Genomic DNA, 20,399 nt, shown 5'->3' on the forward strand with positions numbered 1-20,399 from the left:
GTCCAGGTCGATTTGGTCGAGCAGGCCGTGGCCGAGGATGCCGTGGTCGCTGAGCAGGTCGATGGCGCGGCCGGCGGTCCCGCTGCGGCCTTGCTCGACGTCGTTCAGGTGCGTCTCGGCGAGGGTGACGGCGGCCTCGGCGGCCTCGTGTGTCTGTTCCGCCTTGATGTGATCGCGCTGGCTCAGTTGAAAGCGATCGGCGGTGGTGGTCGTGTCGCTTCCGTCCCAGTCGTGGGTCTGGGCAGAAGGGTGGAGCGCTCTTCGAGCAGCATCGCGTGTCGGGTCTTCAACTCGGTCAGCTTTTGCGCGAGTTCGCTGTCGAGCTGCTGAGCGTTTGACCAGTTCTGCTTGGCCTGGCGTTCCTTGTCGGCGGTCGGTCGCCGACCTGAGCGTGCTCACGCGGTCGTCGGCTTCCTGTACGGCGGCCGCGGCGGGTCTCGGAAGCTTCCTCTGCTACTCGGATATCCGCGGCGAGGCTCTCGTCGAGAGCGTATGCCTCGCGGTAGGAGGCCGCGAGGTAGCGCTTGCCACGCCGCAACGGCCGGCTTCGAGGCTGTCGAGGGAGGCTTGACGGGCTCGTACTGCACCCAGCACCTGCTCTTCAATGAGCCGTTGCTTGTCATGCTCTGCCTGGGCGTTCTCGAGGTTGATCAGGTTTTCCAGTGCCTGGCCGCGCAGGCTGTACTCCTCGTCCAGCAGATGGCTCATGCCGGACAGAGCGATCAGGACCGGCGATGTCCTTGGGTTCCATCTCCGTCAGCTGCTGGCTGAGCAGCGAGGGGGCGGGTGGGCGCAGGGCGGTATCGAGGTAGGTGAGGCAGCGGGGGGCCGTGCCATAGAGCGTGTCGGCCATGGCGCGGGCGGAGAGCTGTTGGCGTGTGACCAGTGCGCGCCACAGGTCGTCGGCCTGGATGCTGCGTTCGTGGTCGGTGGCGGCGTCGGCGAGGTGTAGGCCTTCGGTCCAGTTAGCCTGCAGGTAGGGCGCGGTGGTGGCGATGCGGATCCACACGGTCATGGGGTCGGCGGCGGGGTCGGCAGGGTGGGCGAAGACGCCGACGATGTAGCCGTGGTCAACCGGCGATGCCCGGTGGGTCTGGTCGACTCCGGCGGCGTCGGGGTGGAACAGGATGCCGCTGGCGGGTCGTCCCCCGTTGGTGTCCAGGCGCCATTGTGGATCGGCCAGCAGCAGTGAGACGGCGATGAGGAAGCTGGTCTTCCCAGACCCGTTGGAGTCCTCCTTGGGGCCGAGGCCGGAGACCGCGATGAATGTCTCGGGGACGATTGGGACGGGGTGCGAGGTAAGCCTGGCGATGTCGAAGGTCTGCACGGCGACGAGTTGGCGGTCGCCGACGAGGCCCCGCGGCAGGTCCGAGGCGGGCGGGGTGGTCATGGCGTCTCCCGTGTCTCACGGTCGAGGGCGGTAGCTGGCGATGCCGGGCGGGGGGCTCGCCGGCGCCGAATCGACTCGGCGAGGGGGCCGGCGGGTCGGCCAGCAGGATGAGCTCTTCGAACAGCTCACTGCCCGCCGATTTCGTCAGGCGCAGGAACTGGTGGCCCAGGACGTAGCCGGCCTTCGTGTGGCGGACTAGGTCCGCGTCGGCCAGTCGCTGCAGAGCGCTGGTGACGACTCCGTCGGGCACCCGGCTGTCTTTCAGCTCCTGCACGGACACGGGCGTGCCGCGGGTCCAGGGTTGGTCGGCAAGGTGGTGCCCGCGGCCTGGGGAATGGCGACGCTGTGGAGCAGGACCAGGGTGAGGACGGCGCGGTCGTCGCGCGGCAGGATGCCGATGCCTTCGTGTACCAGACGCTGCCTGATGTCGTCGTCGTAGCCGGATAGGTAGCCGCCGCTAACGGCGAGCAGGGTACGTCCGGACGCGGCCAGGACCTGTTCCACGACGACCCTCAGCGCAGTCTCCGCGAGGGCGCGGTAGTGGGCGGGGCGCACTGGCAGTCGGGCGGTCTCCACGGCACAGACCGCGGCGCGTACGTCCGCCCGTCGGTTGTGGGGCAGCGCGTCCAGCGACGGTACGTCCACCGGGTCACTCCTTCCCCAGGCCCGGGCCGGGCAGGACGTCGTAACCGCTGCGGAGTTCGGCGATGTCGCGCTCGGACCACAGCGCGGCCATGGGGCCGAGGCGGATCGTGCCGTCGCCCTCGTCCGAGGCGAGGTAGCCGCAGGCGCGCAGGAAACGTACGGCGGCGAGGAAATGCGAGGCGCGGCCCAGTGCTGCGATGCCTTCCCTGGCGGCGAGGGTGTCGTGGAGCGGGACCAGAGTGGTGATGATGTCGTCCTGTCTGGCGGCCTGCCCCGGGTACAGGGGCTGACTGCGGTCGGGCCAGCAATGGCGGATACAGGCAGCAAGGGTGACCAACCGGAAAGCCGAGGCGGTGCGGCGGACATCGCTGTCGTCCAGCCAGCCGTTGGCGGGTTCGACGTCGGGGCTGAAGGCGAGCATCAGTTCACTGGCTCCTCCCGCGGTGATGACGTCGGTGAGGCGGCGTTCCACATCGTCGACGGCGCAGCGCAGCTGGGCGAGTTCTGCGCGATCGGCCGGGACAGGAAAGGTACGCAGCACCCGGGCACGCGCCAGCTGGTAGCGGTGGTCGTTCACGAGGGCTCCGCCGATGTGGTCTCGGTGTCGTCGTCGTGGTCGTGCATGTCCTGGAGGCCGTCGGGAACCCGGTAGACGGCCATGGGTGAGGCGTAGGTGACCGGGCCGGAGGGGTCCACCACCACTTGCCGGGAGATGGCGAGCATGAACGGCAGGGCCGGGTCGGCCGCGGCACGCAGCAGGTCGACGACATGTCGGACCGCAGCCCGCCAGGGCAGGGCCCGCAGTTCCTCGGTGAGGTCGGCTTCTGCCCTACCTCCCATGAGCAGAGTTACTGCGGCTTCGCGCCGCTCCCGCGCGCGGGCGGCCCTGGCCCGCGCGGTCTCGACCGGATCCGGACCCGGTGGCCGTGCGGGAGGCCGTGGCAGGCGCTGCCGCGGCGGCGGGGGCCGGTGGTCAGCAGCGGCGGTGAGAACCTGGCCGACGGTGATGTCGACACGGGGCGGGTCGAAGACAGTCGCAGCGAACACACTCGCCAGCGCGTCGATCGGAGCGCGTCGGGCAGCGGTCACATACTGCTCGGGCAGCAGCATGCTGAAGTCACGACGGGTGGTGGCCTGTCGCATGAGACGGTCATGGAACTCCTGGACGGCCGCCGTGTAGCGCAGCGCCTCCTGGATCAGGCGAGTGCCGGCCGGGCGCAGCGCAGGGTAGCGCTCGGCGATGGCGTGGACGACGTGCTTCGCCTCATGGATCGAGGCGGCGTGGGCGTGGTGGTGGCGTTGTCCGAACAGTTCCTCGATTGGCCTGGTCCGGACGAGTTGCAGCAGGTGGTTGGTGTAGTTCGCCAGGCTGCGCCGAACTTTGGCGATCTTCGTGGCGAGGTCCGCCTCGGTCAGGGAGCCGTTCAGGATGCCTTCATGGGTCCGGTCCAGAAGCATCGTGATCTCGTGGACTCCACCGGCCTCCCGCAGCCGCTCGTAGACCAGCAACGCTGCGCCGCTGGTGGGGTTGAAGACGTAACGCTGATCATGAGCCTTGCGGCGCAGCGGCTCGAGCAACTGGAGCTTGGTGAAGACGTGGAAGCGTGCATCGAACTCGCCGGTGGAGGCTACCGACGCGCAGGCCTGGGCGATCTCCGCACGGCTGAGACCGTTCTCGGAGCCGGAGTCACCGAACACGTCACGGATCGCCTCCGCGATGCGCAACGCTACCGGATCGCCGGTCACCGCCCCGGCCGTGGCAGCCACTGGCGCCACGAACGGCGGTATGTGCTGAAGACCATCAACGCTGTCCTCCTGCTGAGCGGAGAACAGATCAGGCTGATCCGACAAACGCCCCCCACACTCCCCCTACCACGGACCGATCGACCAAGCATGACTTACGACGGCGTCAACACTCCCGGAAACGAGTCAACTTGTACTCGATCGACCGCAAGCGACCCCTCCCTTGAGCCCGCACGGCCATCGCGATCTCCAGGCGCCCGGACCGCATATACCGGCCAGCAGGCGGTCATCAACACCCACACGCGCTCTCGTCATCGTGGTGGCTAGAACCACCGTTCATGGCCGCCGGACCGCCAGAGATCGCCTTCACCCGGTCGACGAAATCGACCGGCAGGACGACAAGGCCGGGCCCCGCGCCCCTGGATCAGGTTGTCCTGGCAGCCGACGTCCGAGCCGGCGGCCGCCAAACATTCCAGGTCGCGGCTGGCGCGGAGACCTGTTCGGTCACTGAAGCCGCCAACAGGCGAACCACCTTGTCAACGGCCAGAGATCAGCATAGGTGCACCTTTGAGCGTCAGAGGTGATGAACGAACTCGTCGGGGAACACCTTCCCGCAGGCAACGCAGAGCGGAACACGGGCACCAGGCTTTGCCGCCCGTTCGGCAAAGAGAACCACAGTGGTATCCGAGCAGTCAGGACAGTCAACGATCCATTCCCGCCCGGCCTCGGGCTCCTCGTAGGAGCTCAGACCCAACACAACGTCGACATAGAACACCGCGAAGTTGGCGAAGTCCCTCGTCGGCGGCTTCTCCCCGCAGAAGTGGCAAACCAGTGGGGCGATCCCCACGACCAGAGCAAACTGGCCGCAATCGGCACACTGCACGGTTCGCTCCGCGTAGGGAGCCAGGCCCGGCCGCAAGCGATCCATACGCACCTTGATCAGGCTGCGGATGTTGGCGAGCCGCTCGATGATGTAGTACTCCCCTTCCCCTGCGTACATGAGGTCGAGGCCGGTCAAGCCAGGCATGAGGTGTTCGCGGAGGAAGACCAGGAGGAAGTCGAGAATGCTGGCAGCACGCGCTTCGACGGCCGGAGCCGGTGCGGTCATGCCATAGTGCTGAAGGGCGTTGCGCCACTTGGCCAGGTGCTTGAGCTCGTCAACGGCCTTCTGAGGGAGGCTCAACCCCGCGATACTGCCGAGCCGAACTATCGTCTCGGCAACTCCACAGCTCTCGAAGTCACCGCTCTCGAATCGCGTTCGGTCAGCACGGCCTGGATCCTTGAAGACCAGGCTCCAGTGCTCCTGGAGCAGACGCGCCTTCAAGAGAACCTCAGCTGCAGCCTGCAGATGCAAGATCGCGTACTTCAAGTCACGCGGCTTTGGCTCGCCAGAGAGATGCTCCACCACGCTGTCCAGGTAGTCCATCGCGTTGGCGACCGGTGGGTACTCCACGTGAGCAGGCCCACTCGGCGGCATCTGAGTCATGGCCGGAGACTATCCCGAGAGGCGAGACCACGACGCACGCCAACAGGAGCAGCAGGCCCTCAAAGGCTCTGACCAGCACAGACTCCTTTCCCGTCATAGCGGTCTGCGCCAGAATGGCATGATCCTTCGTCATTCATGTCAGCGATGAATAAGCACCTCCTACCAGCGCAGATCACGAGGTCGCTGGGCCCATTCCACTGACACGCAGTTGACGATACGCAACTGACACTCCCCTGCAGACCATCAGGCGGCGGGAGAAGCATCCGCGGCGGCGGATCGTGGACGCGATCTTCTACGTGGTGCGGACGGGGTGTGCTTGGCGGCAGCTGCCGAAGGACTTCGCTCCGTGGCCGACGGTGTACTGGTATTTCACGTGGTGGCACGACGACGGCACCGTCGAGCGCATCCATGACGCCCTGCGCGGCAAGGTCCGTGAAGCTGACGGCCGGAGTGCTGAGCCGAGCGCGGGCCTGATCGACTCGCAGTCGGTCCGCACGGCCGACACAGTCACCGCTGCCACCAGGGGCTTCGACGCCGGCAAGAAGGTGAAGGGCCGCAAGAGGTTCATCATCACCGATACCCTCGGCCTGCTCCTGGCCGTCCACGTCGTCGCGGCGAGCATCCAGGACCGCGACGGCGCGAAGCGCCCCTTGCTGTGGACCCGTCTCGACCACCCGAGCGTCAAGAAGGTCTGGGCCGATCAGGGCTTCGCCGGCCGCCTGGTCGAGTGGGCCGCCAAGATCCTCGGCCGCGACCTGGAGATCGTCCGAAAGGACCCTGGCCAGCGCGGCTTTCAGGTCCAGCCCAAGCGGTGGGCGGTGGAGCGCACCTTTTCGTGGCTCACCGCCCACAGGCGCCTCGCCCGGGACTACGAAACCAGCCCGGCCCACTCCGAGACCATGATCCGATGGGCCATGATCGGCGTCATGGTCCGCCGGCTCACCCGGGGCGGTGCTGCGACGCGCCCCGGCCCACGAGCGCTCGTCCGGCAATCCTCGTAGACGGCCTGCCGTCCCTCACCGGCGGCAGCTGCTGTCGGTGACCTACCGAGCAAGGAACCCCTCAACTTCGCGTTTCAGAGCAGACGGCACGTCGGCCAATTCCGAGACGATCAGGCGGACCTCCCGCCCGAGTTCGGGGGACTGCCTCCAGACTTCCGGACTCCTGGTGAGCACGGCGACCAGCAAATCGCCCTCGTACATGTCGCCTTCCGCCAGTGGGTCGACCCGAAGGACCTCCACCGCCAGCGGCAGGAGACAGGCAAGGCCCACGTCCTGCCTGATCAGCAACCGCATGTCCTCAACCGTCAACTCGCCGATCGGCTTGCGCCGAAGCTCGCGCGCGGTCGCCATCAACCGGGTTTCGCCGCCCGACGAGGCCGACCAACGGTCGCGCTCAAGTTCCTCAAGGGAGCGGTCACGGTTCACGAGTCGAGTCACCGACCGATCGTCCCACGGCAGATCTCAAACGCGGTCTGACGTCACGAAGAGGAGACCAACACGATGACCGCACCTGACAGTCTGCCGTTCGCCGCGCTGCTTGAGGAGAACCTCGCCTCGGCGAGTCCGGACTTGTTGCGGGCGATGGTGAAGACCTTCGCCGAGGCGATGATGTCCGCCGACGTGGACCGGGCCTGCGGCGGCGAGTACGGCCGCCCGGGCGAGGAGCGCACCAACTCCCGTAACGGCTACCGGCATCGGGACTGGGACACTCGCGCCGGGACCGTTGACCTGGCCATCCCGAGAGTTCGGTCGGGGTCCTACTTCCCGTCGTGGCTGCTGGAGCGCCGGCGCCGGGCCGAGCAGGCCCTGGTCTCGGTGGTCGCGACCTGCTACCTGCTCGGAGTGTCGACCAGGCGGGTGGAGAAGCTCGCCGAGAGCATGGGCGTGACCCAGCTGTCCAAGTCTCAAGTGTCCGAGATGGCCAAGCACTTGGACGAGCGGGTCGCCGAGTTCCGCAACCGCCCGCTTGACCAGGGCCCCTACACGTTCGTCTGGGTCGACGCGCTGACGCAGAAGGTCCGCGAGGGCGGCCGGGTCGTCAACGTCCACTGCCTGGTCGCGGTCGGCGTCAACAACGAGGGCCAGCGCGAGGTCCTGGGCCTGGACGTCGCCACCAGCGAGGACGGAGCCGGCTGGCTGGCCTTCCTGCGGTCCCTGGTCGCCCGCGGCCTGGCCGGCGTCAAGCTCGTCGTCAGCGACGCCCACGCCGGGCTGGTGGACGCGATCGGCGCCACTTTGCCCGGTGCGGCTTGGCAGAGATGCCGAACGCACTACGCCCGCAACCTGCTGTCGCAGGTCCCGAAGTCCGCCCAGCCCTGGGTCGCCACCCTGCTGCGGACCGTCTTCGAACAGCCCGACGCGAAGGCCGTGCGCCAGCAGCTGGCCACCGTCATCGCCGCCCTGGACGAGCGATTCCCCAAAGCCGCAGAGCACTTGGAGCACGCCCGCGAAGACCTGCTCGCCTTCGCCGCCTTCCCGCGCACCGTCTGGAAGTCGATCTGGTCGAACAACCCGCAGGAGCGTCTGAACAAGGAGATCCGCCGTCGCACCGACGTCGTTGGGATCTTCCCCGACCGCAGCTCGATCATCCGCCTGATCGGCGCCGTCCTGGCCGAGCAGAGCGACGAATGGGCAGAACAGCGCCGCTACATCGGCTCCGAGATCCTCGGCCGCTGCCGCCTCCACCCGATCGAGGGAGAAACCCTCGAAGAGACCAGCACAACCGCACTCACCGCATAGCCTGAAATCGGATCACCGAGTGGCCGTCGATACACCACTCCGGAGGACGTGACCCAACGGGATTCTCTGCCACTGAAGACTGACCACGGCGTCGGCGGCTCTTCGCCGTGTGGACTACCAGGTCTTCGGGGGGATCCGGAGCAGTTGGCCGGGGTAGATCCTGTCGGCGTTGACGATCATGGGTTGGTTGGCGTCGACGATCTTGGGGTAGTCGTTCGCGTTCCCGTAGTACTGGGCGGCGATCTTGGCCAGGTTGTCGCCTGCGGTGACGGTGTAGAGCTGGCTGGGGTCGCTTGGGGCGGTCACGGACATCTCGTCGTTGACGCCGGTCACGCCCTTGATGTTGCCGCAGACCAGGAGGATCTTCTCCTTGGTGACCTGGTCGGGGGCCTCGCCTTGGACTGTCACCGTGGCGGTCGCGGCGTCGAAGGCGATGTCCAGCCCGTCCGCAGTGAGTCCGTTCGCTGTGACGTCGTTCCGGATCGAGTCGGCGGCCTTCTGCTCCAAGTCGGCGGTGTTCGGGGTGGACGCGGCGGCCAGGGCAGCGGTCACGCCGGGGTCTTTGACGCCTGCGGACGGTACGAAGTCGATCAGGCCCATGACTACTCCTTCAAGTCGGGTGGTTCGCGGTGGAACGGATGCGTGCCCGGTCGCTGGCAGGATGACGGCTTCTGGGACGAGGGCGCCCCGCTTCCATCGAAGATCCAGCGCTCCCCCATCGGCCGTGCTATATGGCGTGTCCACAGCATCTTGGGAGGCCTCCCGTCCGGGCAGGCCAGGCCCGATCAGAAGCCACACCCCGCAGCAGGGCGGTCAATCTTCAGCGGCAGAGAATCCCGTTGGGCAACGTTCAATGGCAAGCGGTCAAGGTGCAGTGTCAACGGACAACCAGTACTCACGCGGCGCGGTCCCTCAGCGGGTAGAGCCTGGTGTGCAGCATCCGCACCTCCCACCAGGGATCGTCCGGGGCGAAGACCAGGGCGGCCATCTGCTCGCGCTTGGTCGGGGCGGGCAGTACCAGCGGACGCAGTTCCTGCCTCTCCCGGTCGGCCGCGCACTGCGGGCACTCCAACCGGTCGGGGCCGGCCTTCTCGGTCAGCTCCAGCTTCGAGCCCGTGGTGCCGCCGATCGAGCCCCGGCACGTCCAGCACGGGCGCAGCTCGGCGTTCGCCGCCCGGGCGGTGGGTGCGCTTTTTCGGCCGGCCTCCAGGACCAGGGCGATCGGCAGACCTTCGTGGCCGGTCGGCGGGCAGACGGTCGGCCCCAGCGACGGCGCAGCGAGGCCTCGAATGGCGCCTTTACCGTGCCCTTGGCCGGGAGCTCGCACCAGGTGCGGTGGGAGGCGAGCTTTTCCACGAGCGTACCGGCGCCTTCGTTCTCCCGGTCCCACCTTGACCAGGAGCGCCGACACCTTCGCGCAGCACCAGTTCGGTGAACAGCGAGCGGCGGTGCGGGATCACTTGCTCGAACTCGGTGGTCTGCACGCAGACCACCTCGTGCTGAATCTGGTCTACGTGCTGCTGCCCGCTGGCGAGAGCGCCCGGGATCAGCCGGACACTGCGGCCATGTGTGCGTTGTGCCGCTTCTGCGCGGTCCGGCGGAACAGCTTCCGCAGCGCTTCGCGATCGCGCCCGCGCGTCTTTGCGGCATGGCAGTTCGGGCACACGGCGATCATGTTGATTGGGTGGTCCTGGCCACCATGCTGAAGATCGGTGATGTGGTCGATGTCTAACACGGGCTCCCCCGTATCGGTAACCGTGTTGAAGCCGGGGCTCGTGCAGGTCGGGTTCTCGCACCGGCCATTGGAACGCAATATCACGATGTCCCGGGCTTCGTCAGACCGGTCGGGCCGATCGACGTTCACGCGGCGGCGCGGCGGCGCACAGTCGGCGTTGGCGCGTTCCAGCGCTTCGACCCTACTGCGGTACGACGCCGCCCGTGTTGCGGACGGCGTCGCGGGGACGGCGGTGGTGTCCGAGCCGTCGTAGCTATCGATCGCCCAGCCGCTCATGATCTGCCGGATGTTGCTGGACTTCTCGGGGATCGGCTTGCCGAGGGCTCCGCCGGAGGTCGGGTCGAACCGCTCGCGTTCCAGCTCCGGAAGTGGCCCGGGAAACGGCGGCCTGAGAGCACAACTCGCCGGAGCCGGGGTCGATGGAACGCGGGAGGCCGGCACAGGACGTGTGGCACGTCCCGGGGCCAGCCGCACGGGGTGGGATGGAACCACCCTTGGACGGAGATTCCGCTGCGCTTGGTCAACGGCGGCGAGCGCCCGGGTCAACCTGGCATTGGACGCCCTGACGATCTCCCAGGCCGCCGCGAGCGTGGCAGACCGAATCGCGGCGACGAACCGCTCGCTTTCCCGAGGCGAGCGCGGCCCCTTGGGAAGCGCTTCCGCTTTCCGCACCTCCTCCCGCGCCTCGCGCAGCGCAGCTCGCGCGTGCCGCACTTCTTCTTCCGCCTCACGCAGCGCCGTTACGAGGATCTGCGTCCTATCCCGACTGGGTGCCGCTTCTACCTTGCGCGCGCACCGGCGACACATAGCCTGTGCCTCCCGTGCGGCTTTCCCGCAACGGACGCAGGCGCGGGACTTGACCTTCTGCTGGGCCATCAGGAATCCCCTCGGGAAGGTGTAGGCGCTGCGCTGTGGCGTCCGGGAGGACGGCGGGGTCGACCAAGCCCGCGAAGAAGTACCTTGTCCAGATGGCCAGCGGATCGTTGTCGGTGGTCCTGAATCTACTGGGAGAGGCCGACCGCCTGAAGTGCTTAGTCACACTGTGGAGGTCAGTTCAGGTCAAAGTCGTTGGAGTTGAAGTCGAAGTCGTCGGCCGAGAAGCCGCCGTAGCTGGCGCCACCGTTGAAGTAGTCCGCAAGGGCCTGGCCGATCACGACCCGCACCTCGTCCTCGTCCTCGGCGACGGCCAGGGCAGCGGCCTGGTCGCCCGACAGATTCAGGTGGATGTCGCGGGCCCGGACGGCGTCCGAGCCTCGGATCTCGAAGCTAACGGCGCGGCCGACCCGGGCCCCGATCCCGGAGACGGTGCCGCGCTGCGCGAGCTGCTTGGCCTTGCGCTCGCGGCCGCGCTCGGTGGTCTGCACCTCGACGGCCTCGCGCTGGAGCTGGTCGACGTTCTGCTGCTTGGTGGGGTGGCGGGTGCCGTCGATCCAGCGCAGCACGGTGCGCGGCGCGACGCCGTAGGCGGCGGCCATGGCCTTGGTGTTCCCGCCGTATTTGCGCTCGCGCACCTGGCCGGCCTGCGTGGTGGAGTGCACCGGTGCCTTCCGGGAGGGGAACATGGCCTCGCGGACCCGGCCGAACAAGCCGCCCGCCATCAGTTGTCGCCTTCCTCATCGTCGTTGCCGGTGCCGGCGGCCCCGCCGTCGGCACCGGGCTGCTCCTGGCCGATCGGGGTACCGTCGGTGGCGTATCGGTGGACCAGCTTGGAGGGGTGCTCCCGGCGCTCCATCGCCTCGACGGCGGCCTCAAGCGGGATCGAGGACTCGTGCTTGTGGCTGCCCGGGGCGATGCCCAGGCGCAGCGCGCCGGGGACCGGGGTGCCGTCGTCCTTGACCGGGAGCAGCTCCAGCGGGGACGGGGCGTCGGCGGCGTACAGGTAGCTGTCCACGTTGACCGCGAACGGGGCCCGGCCGGTCAGCAGCAGGGTTTTGCGCAGGCGGCGGTGGGCGGCGATGCGGGCGGCGGCGATGATGTGGAAGCGCAGCTCGGGACGGTAGGACCAGGCGGCGGCGACCTTCTCCAACCACACCTGGTCGTCGAGGTGGCGGGCGCTGTCGGCCCACTTGCCGATGCCGCCCTTGTAGATGTTCTTGTAGAGCCCGGCCAGGACCAGGGCGTCGGCGCGGACGGGATCGGTGCCGACGTCCTTGTGGACGGCGTAGGCGGCCAGGAACTCTTCGGGGGCCTGGCCGTCCATCAGGCCCAGCTCGGTGTAGGCGCGCTTGTAGCCGCCGCGCAGTCGGCCGGTCCACTCCTTGAGCAGCGGCGCCGTGTGGGCGGACAGGTCCGCCACGCTGATGGTGGACGGGTCGAAGCCGTAGGTGGTGATCATGTAGGCGACGGTCGGGGTGGCGTACCAGCCCGGGCCGGTCGGCGGGCGGCCGTGGAAGGTGGCCGGGTGCGGCAGCAGCTCGTCCACCGCCGTGGTGGTGAAATCCGCCCACCACAGGCCGGCGGTCTTGCCGCCGTCCCACGCCGGGTTCTCCACGCGCTCCAGCGGGCCGACGGGCAGGCGCAGGGAGTCGGTGACCGACAGGTAGCTGGCGCAGACGTCGACCGCGACCACCCACGGGCGAACGGCCTCCTGCCCAGTGAGCTCGCGGGCCCACCACTTGTAGTCCTCCTCCTCGCACACCGCCTCGCCGCGCGAGAGCAGCTCGCGGGTCAGCGGGTGCCGGGCCCCGGCCGCCGGCGGCACGCACAGGTCACCCGAGGGCAGGGCGCCCTCGCGCAGGTGCGAGGACCACTCCCCCGTCGTCTCGTCCTTGACCCACTCCACGCGCGGGCGCACCGCGTCCAGGAGCAGCATCGCGGTGGAGGCGGTCGTCGCCCCCGGCGCGGCGCCCAGGTCGGCGGTGAAGGCCCGGTAGCGGCGGGTCAGGGTGAGCCCGTCCCGGGTGCCGTCGGGGGCGGTGGCCAGCGGGGTGGCGAGGGAGCTGACGGCCTGCTGGCGGCCATCGCCCTGGCCCAGCCACGGCGCGACGGTGACCCGCACCGACGTCTTCGGACCGCCAGCCGACCCGGCCCGGCGGAAGGCGTGGAAGGACGGCCCGATCTGGTCGCTGATCTCCATGCCCACCGTGGCAGCGGCCTTCGCCAGCTTCGTGTGGAGCGTGGCCAAGGCCTTCTCGGTGCCGGGCAGCGTGGCGGGCAGGCCGAGCTGCCCCAGGGCGGCGGCGGTCAGGCAGACCATGCCGTCACCACCGCGTCCGGCCGGGTGGGCGCGCTCGACGCGCAGCGGCAGGCCGGTGCCCAGCCACGCGAACCAGTCGCCGAGCTTGGTGCCCGCTGGGGCCGGGATCTGAGGGACGTCCAGCGCCCAGCCGCCGTCGGCGATGTCCAGCGCGACCGCCGGCCACCAGCGCGCAGCAGCAGCGGAGGGGGCAGCGGGCAGCGCCGCAGCCTGACGGGCAGCGGTGCGGGCCGTCGCCGGACGCGTCTTGACCGACGGGGCCGGGGATGCGGCGGGCGCGGGCCGGACCGGCGCCGAGGAGGCAGGAGCAGCAGCTGCGGGCGCGGCCTGTTCGGCGGCGACGGGTGCCGGGGCCACCGGGGCGGTCGGAGCCTGGTCCGCCGGAGCCTGGGTCGGCTGCCGGGTGACCACCGCGGCGGCCTCGGGCGCCGGGGCGGCAGAACCCGCCCAGGTGCATCGGGCGGCCCTGGGCACGGTAAACGGAGGGCCGGCCGCACTGCACGCACGGCGCGGCCTCGCCCATCACCAGCGAGCCGTCCGCGTTCTGATCGAGCATCGGGACCACCAGGCCGTCGGCCGGATCCTGGGTGGGTGCCGGGGCGGTGAACGTCTGCGGCACCGCCGGGGCCGGTGCCTCGGCGGGCTGCTCAGGGGCGGGGAAGCGCTCTGCCAGGCCCGCGAGGAGCCGTGCGTAGGCCGGGGCGATGGCCGGGCCCGGGACGGCGCTGCCGTCCTCCCAGCCCAAGCACCTGGGCCGAGTCCACCCGCAGCGCTGCGGCGATCTGCGCGGGCGTTAGCCCGGCCGCCAGGCGCAGCCGTGCCCGCTCGGCCGGGAGCGGCAGGCCGGTGTTCACTGCCGCCAGCAGGGCGTCGACGGAGTTGAACAGGTCGTCGGACATCGGGCGTTGCTCCTCAGCGTCCGTTGGGTCGGGTCGGGTCGATCCGCGGGTCGCCGAACAGGGCGTCGAAGACCTGCTCGGTGAGGCAGACGATCGGGCCCTGGTCGGGGCGCAGGGTGTAGCCGGCGGTGCGTCCGAGGTCGGCCACCGCGATCGGGACCTGGGGGCGGTAGTAGAACGTCAGGTTGCGGCCGGCGAACTCCGTGGGCTCGACCACGCCCTGCGCGGGGTTGAACGGCAGGGTGAACGAGGGTAGGCCGGCCACGTCCTCCTCGGCGGCCAGGTGCAGCACGCCGTCGTCGGTGGTGCGGAACGCGACGGCCACGTCCACGCCGCCGGCCCGGCGGTCGCGCGGCAGACCGTGGCCCTCCAGCACCCGACCCAACTGCGAGGGCGCCATGGCGGCCGCCATGCCCAGGGCCCGCCGGTTGGAGTAGCCACCAGTGGCGTCCGCGCGGGACATCGCCAGCTCCTTCACCACGGTCAGGTGCTGGGTGACCCGGCTGATGCAGGCGACAAGGGCGGTCAGGTCCTCGAACTCGGCGGCCTGCAGCGGCTCCACCAGCTGCTCGCCGCGCAGCGCCGCGAGCAGCGCCCGGCCAAGGTCTTCGGGCACCTCGACCCGCTCACCCCCGATGCCGATCCTCACGAAATCACTCCCATATAGTAGGCTATGCCCAAATACTACACCTATCCATTTTGATAGATCAGAGGGACGGTGTGGGACGACGCCGTGCAGGGAAGCCGCTGCCTGCGAGTCGCAGTAGGCCGAGTGCCGGTGCCCCAGTCGCTCGCCGCCTCAGAGTCGGCGGCCGCCGTATCACCCGAACACCTGTCGCCCAATCCGGTGGTAGTCACACGCCGGCCCATGCGCTGGTGGCGGGCAGTCCGTCCCGCGTGGACTACCCACGGGTTCCTGTTGGTGAATCGGCGTTTTGCCGCACCATCCCGTAGTAAGAGTGTGAGGTTCACCGAATGCGGCCAGCGGCCGCCGACCGGCCAGGCGACGGACTCCAGGGGGCCAGCGTGCTCGGCAGGCTGAAGCGCAAAGCCCCCGGCCGTGAAACCGCCGACACCCTGTTCGGGGAGTACTACCCCTCGCTGAGGGGCCGGGTGAAGGCGGTCATCGAGATGATGTGCGGGCCCGGCGCCGACGCCGACGGGATGGCCCAGGAGACGTTCACGAAGCTGTACGTCGAGCTGGTCAAGAATCCACGAACCGTGCCGAAGACGTACGTCGTCAAGATCGCGATCAACCTCGCCACAGACCATCTGCGCCGCCGGGCCTCGGGCGAAGTGGTGGTGGAAGACTTCACAGCCACCCCCTGGGAGCAGATCGCCGAGCACGACGGCTACGAGGAGGCTATGGAGTTCCTGGACACGATGCAGCTCCTGACGAAACTGCCGCTCATTCAGCGCCAGGTCGTCGTGCTGATGCTCCTATCGGCTGTCAAGCTGCGGTGAGCCAGTCTCGGTAGGCGGTGGCGAGGGTGTCGTTACGGCGGGTGCCCACGCTCAAGGGTGGAGATGACTGAGGGCCAGACACCGAAGTGGTTGGCGACGGCGGTGAGGGTGATGTTCTTCGCCCGGCGTGCCGGTCGGAGGTCCGCGATCTCGGGGACGGCGACGATCGTGGTGAGGCAGCGGAAGATCTCCCGGGCGATGGCGCGCTTCAGGAGGCGGATGATCTCCTTCTTCGTCCGGCCGGCCTTGGTTTGGCGCTCGACGTAGTCGCGGGTGCGCTGGTCGCCGGACATCCGGCACAGGGCTATCCGGTAGAGGGCCGCGTTGGCTGCGCGGTCCCCGCCGCGGGAGAGGCGGTGTCGGTTGGTCTTGCCGCTGGAGGCGGGGACGGGGGCGGCGCCGCACAGGGCCGCGAAGGAGGCCTCGGTGCGCAGGCGGTCGGGGTTGCCGCCGGCGGTGATCAGCAGCTGGGCGGCGGTGTCGGGGCCGACGCCGTAGGTGGCGCGCAAGCCGGGGTTGAGCTCGGTGACCAGGGCGTCGAGGGCCGCGGTGAGGGCGTGGTGTTCCTCGGTGAGGGCCCGAACGCGCTTGGCGAGGGTCTTGAGCGCGGTCAGGATCGCGATGCGGATACCGTCGCCGGTCGGGCGGAGCCGGGTGAGGGCCTCGATCCGCTTGTCGCCTTGCAGGGCGCCGTACTTGGCGCGGATGTCGTCGGGGGCGCCGATGAGGGTGTGCGCGATCTGGTTCAGCGTGGCGGTGCGGGCCTTGACCGCGGATCGGGCCGCGTTGTGCAGAGCTCGGATGCCGCAGACGCTGTCGTCCTTGGGGGTGCTTGAGGCCCGGCCGGAGAGGACCGCGCGGGCGGCGGCGTAGGCGTCGATGGGGTCGGACTTGCCGATCCGGCGGCGCTCGGCCCGGTCGGGACGATTGACCTCCACCACCGTCAGGCCCGCCTGGCGGGCGGCGCGGGTGAAGCCGGAGCCGTAGGAGGAGGTGCCCTCCACTCCGATGGCTGTCACGGTCCCGTGGGCGGTCAGGAAGGCGATCGCCGCTGTGTAGCCCGGGGACGTGGTGGGGAACCCGGCGTCGGCGATGTGGCCGCCGCGGTCGGTGACGACCGCGACGTGAACGGTGTCGGCGTGGGAGTCCACCCCGCCGAACACGGTGGGATCCGTGGCGCTCGTGGTGTCTGGTCCTGTCATGCTGGAGCTGCCTTCCTAGCCGGAGGCGGCCCGACCGGGTGGGGCAGACAGGACACTGAGGGGGCCTCTGGCCAGGCTCCTATAAGGTCATGCTCCACCCGGCCGGGGCCATCGAGAATGGGCCCCGGCAGCCGGACAGAACAGCCGAAGGACAGCCCAGCAGGGCGTCAGTCAGTGGCAGAGCCACGACCACCGGGGACCCAGTTACGACTATCAGTGTCAGCGGTGGCGGTGCCGTAGCGGGTGGTGGCGGTCGTGGTGGTGTGCGCGGGTTCCGGCCAGGTGGTCGGCTTGTTCAGGGCGAACTCAGGCCCGTGCTTGGGTGGGCGTCCGTTGGTGCCGGGCAGTCTGGGCGGCTTCGGCCGTCGCAGGACCCGGTCGGAGCGGATGCGTCCGAGGAAGTTCGACGGGCAGGTCGGCGAGGACGAATGCCAGGCGGGTGACGTCGTAGCCGGCGTCCATGACCACCAGGACGTCCGGGTCGCCCTCGGCCCAGTGCCCGGCGGCGATCAGACGCTCGACGACGGACCGGAGCTGGTCGGCGGTCACCGCGGTGGCGTCGTCCTCGGGGCAGAGGCGGACGGCGTCCAGGATCCCGGTCCAGGAGGTGCGGCCGCTTTCCAGGGCGACGACGAACGAGTAAGGCCAGCCGGGGATGAACTGCGCGGAGTTCTTCGCGCGCCCGTGGACGTGGCAGAACAGCCTGTCCGGGCTGGTCGCCGCGTCGGAGCGCAGCCAGGAGCTGACGTCCACGGCCAGGACGATCCGTCCATCGGCGGTGCGGGGCAGCGGCAGAGCGGCCAGTGTCGTTCGCAGCCGGTCGGCCTCGATCCGGCCGTCGTTCAGCGCGTCGTAAAGGGCGCCGTGCCCTCGACGGTGTTCGGGTGTCAGGGTCAGGTCGACCAGGGCCTTGACCGGCCCGTCCGCGCAGAGCAGGGCGTCGGCCAGCTCGAACAGGGTATCCCCGCGGGCGGTCAGACAGTCGTAGAAGCCGGTCCGGAAACTGGAAAGCGCGGACAGGGACTCGACGCGGACAGCGTCTTCCAGCAAAATCGTCCTCACGGCCTTGGTTGGTGATCATGGGTGCTTCGCAACGCACATGATCACGCCAGGGCCGTACTGCTGTCCGACGAACGCCCGAACCCGTCGTGGCTGCCTCAATCAGCATCCCGAAGGCCGGCGTTGGCGGCGTTGTCAGCTGCGGCGGCCAGCCCTGATTCCGCAGCGGGTGGACCAGTCGCCGGCGGGCAGCAGTCGTTCTCCGCTCGCCCGCACGACGACAAGCCGGCCGTCCTCGAAGCTGATCCGATCACCGACGGCCGGGAAGAGCGGTCCAGTCAGTTCGAAGGTGTAGCCGTCGTCGGTCTCAAGGTCCTCGACCAGCACCAACCGCGAGGTCGGCGTGGCTCCATCAGCAATCAGGCGCATGCCGAGATGGTCCCACGCGGTGCGGCGCCACGACGGGCCAATCCAGAAGGCCAACAAGCCGGAGGTTAAGGAACAAGCTCAGGCAACTCCAGCTAAAACGCAGAGGCTAGTCTCCGTCGAGGCCATACTGCCACCCGATCCAGTGGCGGAGAATCCGTCTCCCGGGGGGCGTAGATAGCAACGGCTCCATCAGCGTGTCAGTGCGGCCACCTGGCGTTTGGCTTCGGCCGCTTGCTCGGACGTGTTCCCAGTCACGGTGTGAATTCCCTTAGGGGCCGGATGCTCTGGCGTCGCGATGGCAAGCAGCTTTGTCGTCGGGCTGGCTGGGGTGATGTCGGGCAGGGCATCAGTGAACGACGACCCGACAGCGATGATCAGTGTGCAGTGTTGCGCGACCATGCCCGCCAAGTAGGGGCTGGCTTGGGATGAAGTGTCGATTCGTACGATCTGTTGCTGAACATTCACAGCTGTACCGCGTGCGGCTTCCTGCATGGCTGCCCAAACAGGTTGGATGCTGGCTGCCGTAGTGGAGTCGCCAGAGTCTGCCGCCAAGCAGGCTGTCGGGCGTCCAGAGACGTTGGCAGCTGTCACGAGGGGTGGAGCTTTCTTGTGCGTGGTGCTCATCTGGAGAACGAGAATGGCCACTGCCGCGACTGCGGCAATGAGAACGATTACGGCGGAGATTTGGGCTCGCCGACGATGCGGCCGGGTGTCCAGGTTCATGAGCGTCGACGTCCTGAGGTGGTTGCTGAGCGTTGGGACTGGGAAGAGCTAGGTCGTACAGCACGATTGCTCGTAGCGCGTCGCGGCGTCTGGTGTTGACTACGCACCGGTGTGGCAAGGCGTTGGCGACGACGTCGCCTGGTCGCTGCGGCCAGGGCCAGGGCCAGGGCCAGGGCCAGCAGCACCGTGACGCCTCCGAGGCTAAGAAGCCAGCCTGTCCGGTTCGAGGTTGACTTCGATGCGGTAAGTGGGGCTGGAGTCAGTAGTGGGTTGGTCTGGTCGGTGCTGGGTGCGGTCGGGCTGGTGAGGGCGGCCGCAGGGTCGACGATGCCGTAGCCGACCTGCGGGTCAGGCCTCGCATGGTGTTGTTTGGCGGTGTCGATCAGACGGCGGATCACTTGGGCGGCTGTCAGGTCCGGGAAGTGTGCGCGGACCAGGGCCGCAGCGGCTGAGACATAGGCGGTCGAGAAGCTGGTGCCGTCGGACTTGACGTAGGAGTCGAGGTCGTTGGTGGAGTAGATCTCGGTGGCGGGCGCGGCGAGGGTGACTCCGGTGCCTGATTCGCTGGGGGCCCAGAACTTTCCGTCCTGTTCCACTCCGGAGACGGAGACGACCCCGGGGAATGCCGCGGGGTATTGCGGGGGGTTGCCTTGCTGCCCCTGGTTACCGGCGGAGGCCACGACGATCGCTTGTTTGCGCAGTGCGTAGGCAACGGCTTGGCGCAGGAGGGGGTCCGGATTCGGTGAGCCGATGGAGACGTTGATGATCTGTGCGCCGTGGTCGACGGCCCAGGTGATTCCTTGCGCCAGCGTGGTTGGGTCGACCTGGTTTCCGCTGGAAACGCGCACGGGAAGGATCTTGGCCTCTGGCGCGAGGCCAGTCATCCCGCTTCCCTGACTGGAGTTTCCAGTGGCGGCGATGATTCCGGCGATCGCTGTCCCGTGGGAGTCACCCGAGGTGTCTGTGCGTCCGTCACCGTGGTCGCCCAGGAGGCTCGTGCCGGGAACGATTTGGCCTGCGAGGTCGGGATGCGAGGCGGATACTCCACTGTCGACTACCGCGACCGTGACACCGGCTCCCTTGCTGACTGTCCAAGCTCGTTCAGCATCCAGCTGGTTGGCCTCCAGTGGCCATTCAGCTGAACGGATCGAGTCTGCAAAGGCAGTGCCGCCGCCCTGCTGGCCGAGCAGGAGGGGCGCCGTGAGCGGGATTGCCAGGAGCAGAACGGCTGCTCTTCTCCAGTGGCATGTTGGAAAGCGGAGGAAAGACAAGGGAGTTACTCCAGGTCTCGGGCCTGATGGCGCGGCGGTTGCCGCTTCCAGCGCCAGCCGGCCTGGCCTCAGACGGCACTGAGTACACGGCGTGATCGTACTCATGGACGTGGCGGGTTCGTACACCAGGTGCGCAAGTCGTGCATTGATAGAAGTTGATCATCCATCAGATGGTCAAGTGATCGTCAAATTTCTCCGGAGCTTGTCCTGAAAACTCCGCCGAATTACGGATAAAACACCGCCCGATCTCTTGGTTCTAGCTGTACACAGATGGGCGCGTCCCGGTAGGAACTCGTTTTGTCGATCACCAGTGGGGTGCTCAGACCTGAGTTCTCCTGGGGGTTCGGCCGTGCGCCGCACTGTGTCGCGTTGCTCCGATGTCTCCGCCTCGTTCCGGCGGCGGGCGGGCTCCCTGGTGTCAGCGCGCTTCGGCCACACTCGGGCTCGTGGTGTCCCGCTCTGGTTCAAGCGCCTGT

Annotated in this window: 21 protein-coding genes and 2 pseudogenes; 3 read left to right on the top strand and 20 right to left on the bottom strand. The window is 68.6% G+C overall.

The window, feature by feature from the left end; all coding sequences use genetic code 11:
- The 6 genes and pseudogenes from BS80_RS40105 to BS80_RS00025 form a co-directional block, all read right to left on the bottom strand.
- Positions 1 to 399 (bottom strand): annotated as a pseudogene (locus tag BS80_RS40105) (hypothetical protein); the annotation flags it as partial.
- A gap of 220 nt (positions 400 to 619) precedes the next feature.
- Positions 620 to 1,390 (bottom strand): hypothetical protein, encoded by a 771-nt coding sequence (locus tag BS80_RS37300; protein WP_051965496.1) that lies wholly within the window; start codon positions 1,388 to 1,390, stop codon positions 620 to 622.
- A gap of 261 nt (positions 1,391 to 1,651) precedes the next feature.
- Positions 1,652 to 2,035, bottom strand: a complete 384-nt coding sequence (locus tag BS80_RS42215) for a hypothetical protein (protein WP_232246287.1) — start codon at positions 2,033 to 2,035, stop codon at positions 1,652 to 1,654.
- 4 nt (positions 2,036 to 2,039) lie between these two features.
- Positions 2,040 to 2,612, bottom strand: a complete 573-nt coding sequence (locus tag BS80_RS00015; protein WP_035791283.1) for a hypothetical protein — start codon at positions 2,610 to 2,612, stop codon at positions 2,040 to 2,042.
- On the bottom strand, positions 2,609 to 3,811 hold the full coding sequence (locus BS80_RS00020) for a hypothetical protein (protein WP_232246288.1): 1,203 nt from the start codon (positions 3,809 to 3,811) through the stop codon (positions 2,609 to 2,611). The genes BS80_RS00015 and BS80_RS00020 overlap by 4 nt, the downstream gene beginning before the upstream one ends.
- Before the next feature lie 541 nt (positions 3,812 to 4,352).
- Positions 4,353 to 5,264, bottom strand: a complete 912-nt coding sequence (locus BS80_RS00025; protein ID WP_157535673.1) for a hypothetical protein — start codon at positions 5,262 to 5,264, stop codon at positions 4,353 to 4,355.
- Positions 5,265 to 5,494: 230 nt separating this feature from the next.
- Here BS80_RS00025 and BS80_RS00030 point away from each other — a divergent pair.
- Positions 5,495 to 6,265: pseudogene (locus BS80_RS00030) on the top strand (IS5 family transposase); the annotation flags it as partial.
- 42 nt (positions 6,266 to 6,307) lie between these two features.
- On the opposite strand, the gene BS80_RS00035 reads toward BS80_RS00030, so the two are convergent.
- Positions 6,308 to 6,703 (bottom strand): contact-dependent growth inhibition system immunity protein, encoded by a 396-nt coding sequence (locus tag BS80_RS00035; RefSeq protein WP_035791288.1) that lies wholly within the window; start codon positions 6,701 to 6,703, stop codon positions 6,308 to 6,310.
- 63 nt (positions 6,704 to 6,766) lie between these two features.
- Between BS80_RS00035 and BS80_RS00040 the strand changes: the two genes are divergently transcribed.
- Positions 6,767 to 8,005 (top strand): IS256 family transposase, encoded by a 1,239-nt coding sequence (locus BS80_RS00040; protein WP_035791290.1) that lies wholly within the window; start codon positions 6,767 to 6,769, stop codon positions 8,003 to 8,005.
- Positions 8,006 to 8,119: 114 nt separating this feature from the next.
- Here BS80_RS00040 and lysM read toward each other — a convergent pair whose 3' ends face one another.
- The 7 genes from lysM to BS80_RS00070 all read right to left on the bottom strand — a co-directional run bounded on the left by lysM (position 8,120) and on the right by BS80_RS00070 (position 14,484).
- Entirely contained in the window at positions 8,120 to 8,605 is a 486-nt protein-coding gene (lysM, locus tag BS80_RS00045) for a peptidoglycan-binding protein LysM (protein ID WP_035791293.1), read from the bottom strand.
- A 295-nt stretch (positions 8,606 to 8,900) separates the two neighbouring features.
- Positions 8,901 to 9,332 (bottom strand): hypothetical protein, encoded by a 432-nt coding sequence (locus BS80_RS00050; RefSeq protein WP_035791295.1) that lies wholly within the window; start codon positions 9,330 to 9,332, stop codon positions 8,901 to 8,903.
- A gap of 219 nt (positions 9,333 to 9,551) precedes the next feature.
- A complete protein-coding gene (locus BS80_RS38755; protein ID WP_083973971.1) occupies positions 9,552 to 10,616 on the bottom strand; it encodes an HNH endonuclease in 1,065 nt (354 codons plus the stop codon).
- A 173-nt stretch (positions 10,617 to 10,789) separates the two neighbouring features.
- Positions 10,790 to 11,338, bottom strand: coding sequence for a hypothetical protein (locus tag BS80_RS00060; RefSeq protein ID WP_035791299.1), 549 nt, complete (start codon positions 11,336 to 11,338; stop codon positions 10,790 to 10,792).
- A complete protein-coding gene (locus tag BS80_RS41425) occupies positions 11,338 to 13,293 on the bottom strand; it encodes a hypothetical protein (RefSeq protein ID WP_198045380.1) in 1,956 nt (651 codons plus the stop codon). The genes BS80_RS00060 and BS80_RS41425 overlap by 1 nt, the downstream gene beginning before the upstream one ends.
- Before the next feature lie 290 nt (positions 13,294 to 13,583).
- Positions 13,584 to 13,835 carry a hypothetical protein gene (locus BS80_RS40115; RefSeq protein WP_157535674.1) on the bottom strand — a complete coding sequence of 84 codons (252 nt, stop codon included), beginning with the start codon at positions 13,833 to 13,835 and terminating at the stop codon, positions 13,584 to 13,586.
- A gap of 13 nt (positions 13,836 to 13,848) precedes the next feature.
- Positions 13,849 to 14,484 carry a hypothetical protein gene (locus tag BS80_RS00070; protein ID WP_035791302.1) on the bottom strand — a complete coding sequence of 212 codons (636 nt, stop codon included), beginning with the start codon at positions 14,482 to 14,484 and terminating at the stop codon, positions 13,849 to 13,851.
- Positions 14,485 to 14,861: 377 nt separating this feature from the next.
- Between BS80_RS00070 and BS80_RS00075 the strand changes: the two genes are divergently transcribed.
- Positions 14,862 to 15,299, top strand: coding sequence for an RNA polymerase sigma factor (locus tag BS80_RS00075; RefSeq protein WP_198045381.1), 438 nt, complete (start codon positions 14,862 to 14,864; stop codon positions 15,297 to 15,299).
- 32 nt (positions 15,300 to 15,331) lie between these two features.
- Here BS80_RS00075 and BS80_RS00080 read toward each other — a convergent pair whose 3' ends face one another.
- The 6 genes from BS80_RS00080 to mycP all read right to left on the bottom strand — a co-directional run bounded on the left by BS80_RS00080 (position 15,332) and on the right by mycP (position 20,028).
- Positions 15,332 to 16,501 carry an IS110 family RNA-guided transposase gene (locus BS80_RS00080; protein ID WP_063771852.1) on the bottom strand — a complete coding sequence of 390 codons (1,170 nt, stop codon included), beginning with the start codon at positions 16,499 to 16,501 and terminating at the stop codon, positions 15,332 to 15,334.
- Between the two features lie 167 nt (positions 16,502 to 16,668).
- Positions 16,669 to 16,890 carry a transposase gene (locus tag BS80_RS43965; protein ID WP_408607336.1) on the bottom strand — a complete coding sequence of 74 codons (222 nt, stop codon included), beginning with the start codon at positions 16,888 to 16,890 and terminating at the stop codon, positions 16,669 to 16,671.
- Entirely contained in the window at positions 16,808 to 17,551 is a 744-nt protein-coding gene (locus BS80_RS41430; RefSeq protein WP_408607327.1) for a transposase, read from the bottom strand. Before BS80_RS41430 ends, BS80_RS43965 begins: the two co-directional genes overlap by 83 nt.
- A gap of 144 nt (positions 17,552 to 17,695) precedes the next feature.
- Positions 17,696 to 17,929: a hypothetical protein gene (locus BS80_RS00090; RefSeq protein WP_157535675.1), complete on the bottom strand. Its 234-nt coding sequence runs from the start codon at positions 17,927 to 17,929 to the stop codon at positions 17,696 to 17,698.
- Between the two features lie 189 nt (positions 17,930 to 18,118).
- Complete coding sequence (locus BS80_RS40120; RefSeq protein ID WP_157535676.1) at positions 18,119 to 18,652, bottom strand: type 1 periplasmic-binding domain-containing protein; 534 nt, start codon at positions 18,650 to 18,652, stop codon at positions 18,119 to 18,121.
- Entirely contained in the window at positions 18,649 to 20,028 is a 1,380-nt protein-coding gene (gene mycP, locus BS80_RS38760) for a type VII secretion-associated serine protease mycosin (protein ID WP_157535677.1), read from the bottom strand. The genes BS80_RS40120 and mycP overlap by 4 nt, the downstream gene beginning before the upstream one ends.
- Positions 20,029 to 20,399: the final 371 nt, after the last annotated feature.

The sequence above is a fragment of the Kitasatospora mediocidica KCTC 9733 genome, from assembly GCF_000744225.1.
GTDB lineage: Bacteria > Actinomycetota > Actinomycetes > Streptomycetales > Streptomycetaceae > Kitasatospora > Kitasatospora mediocidica.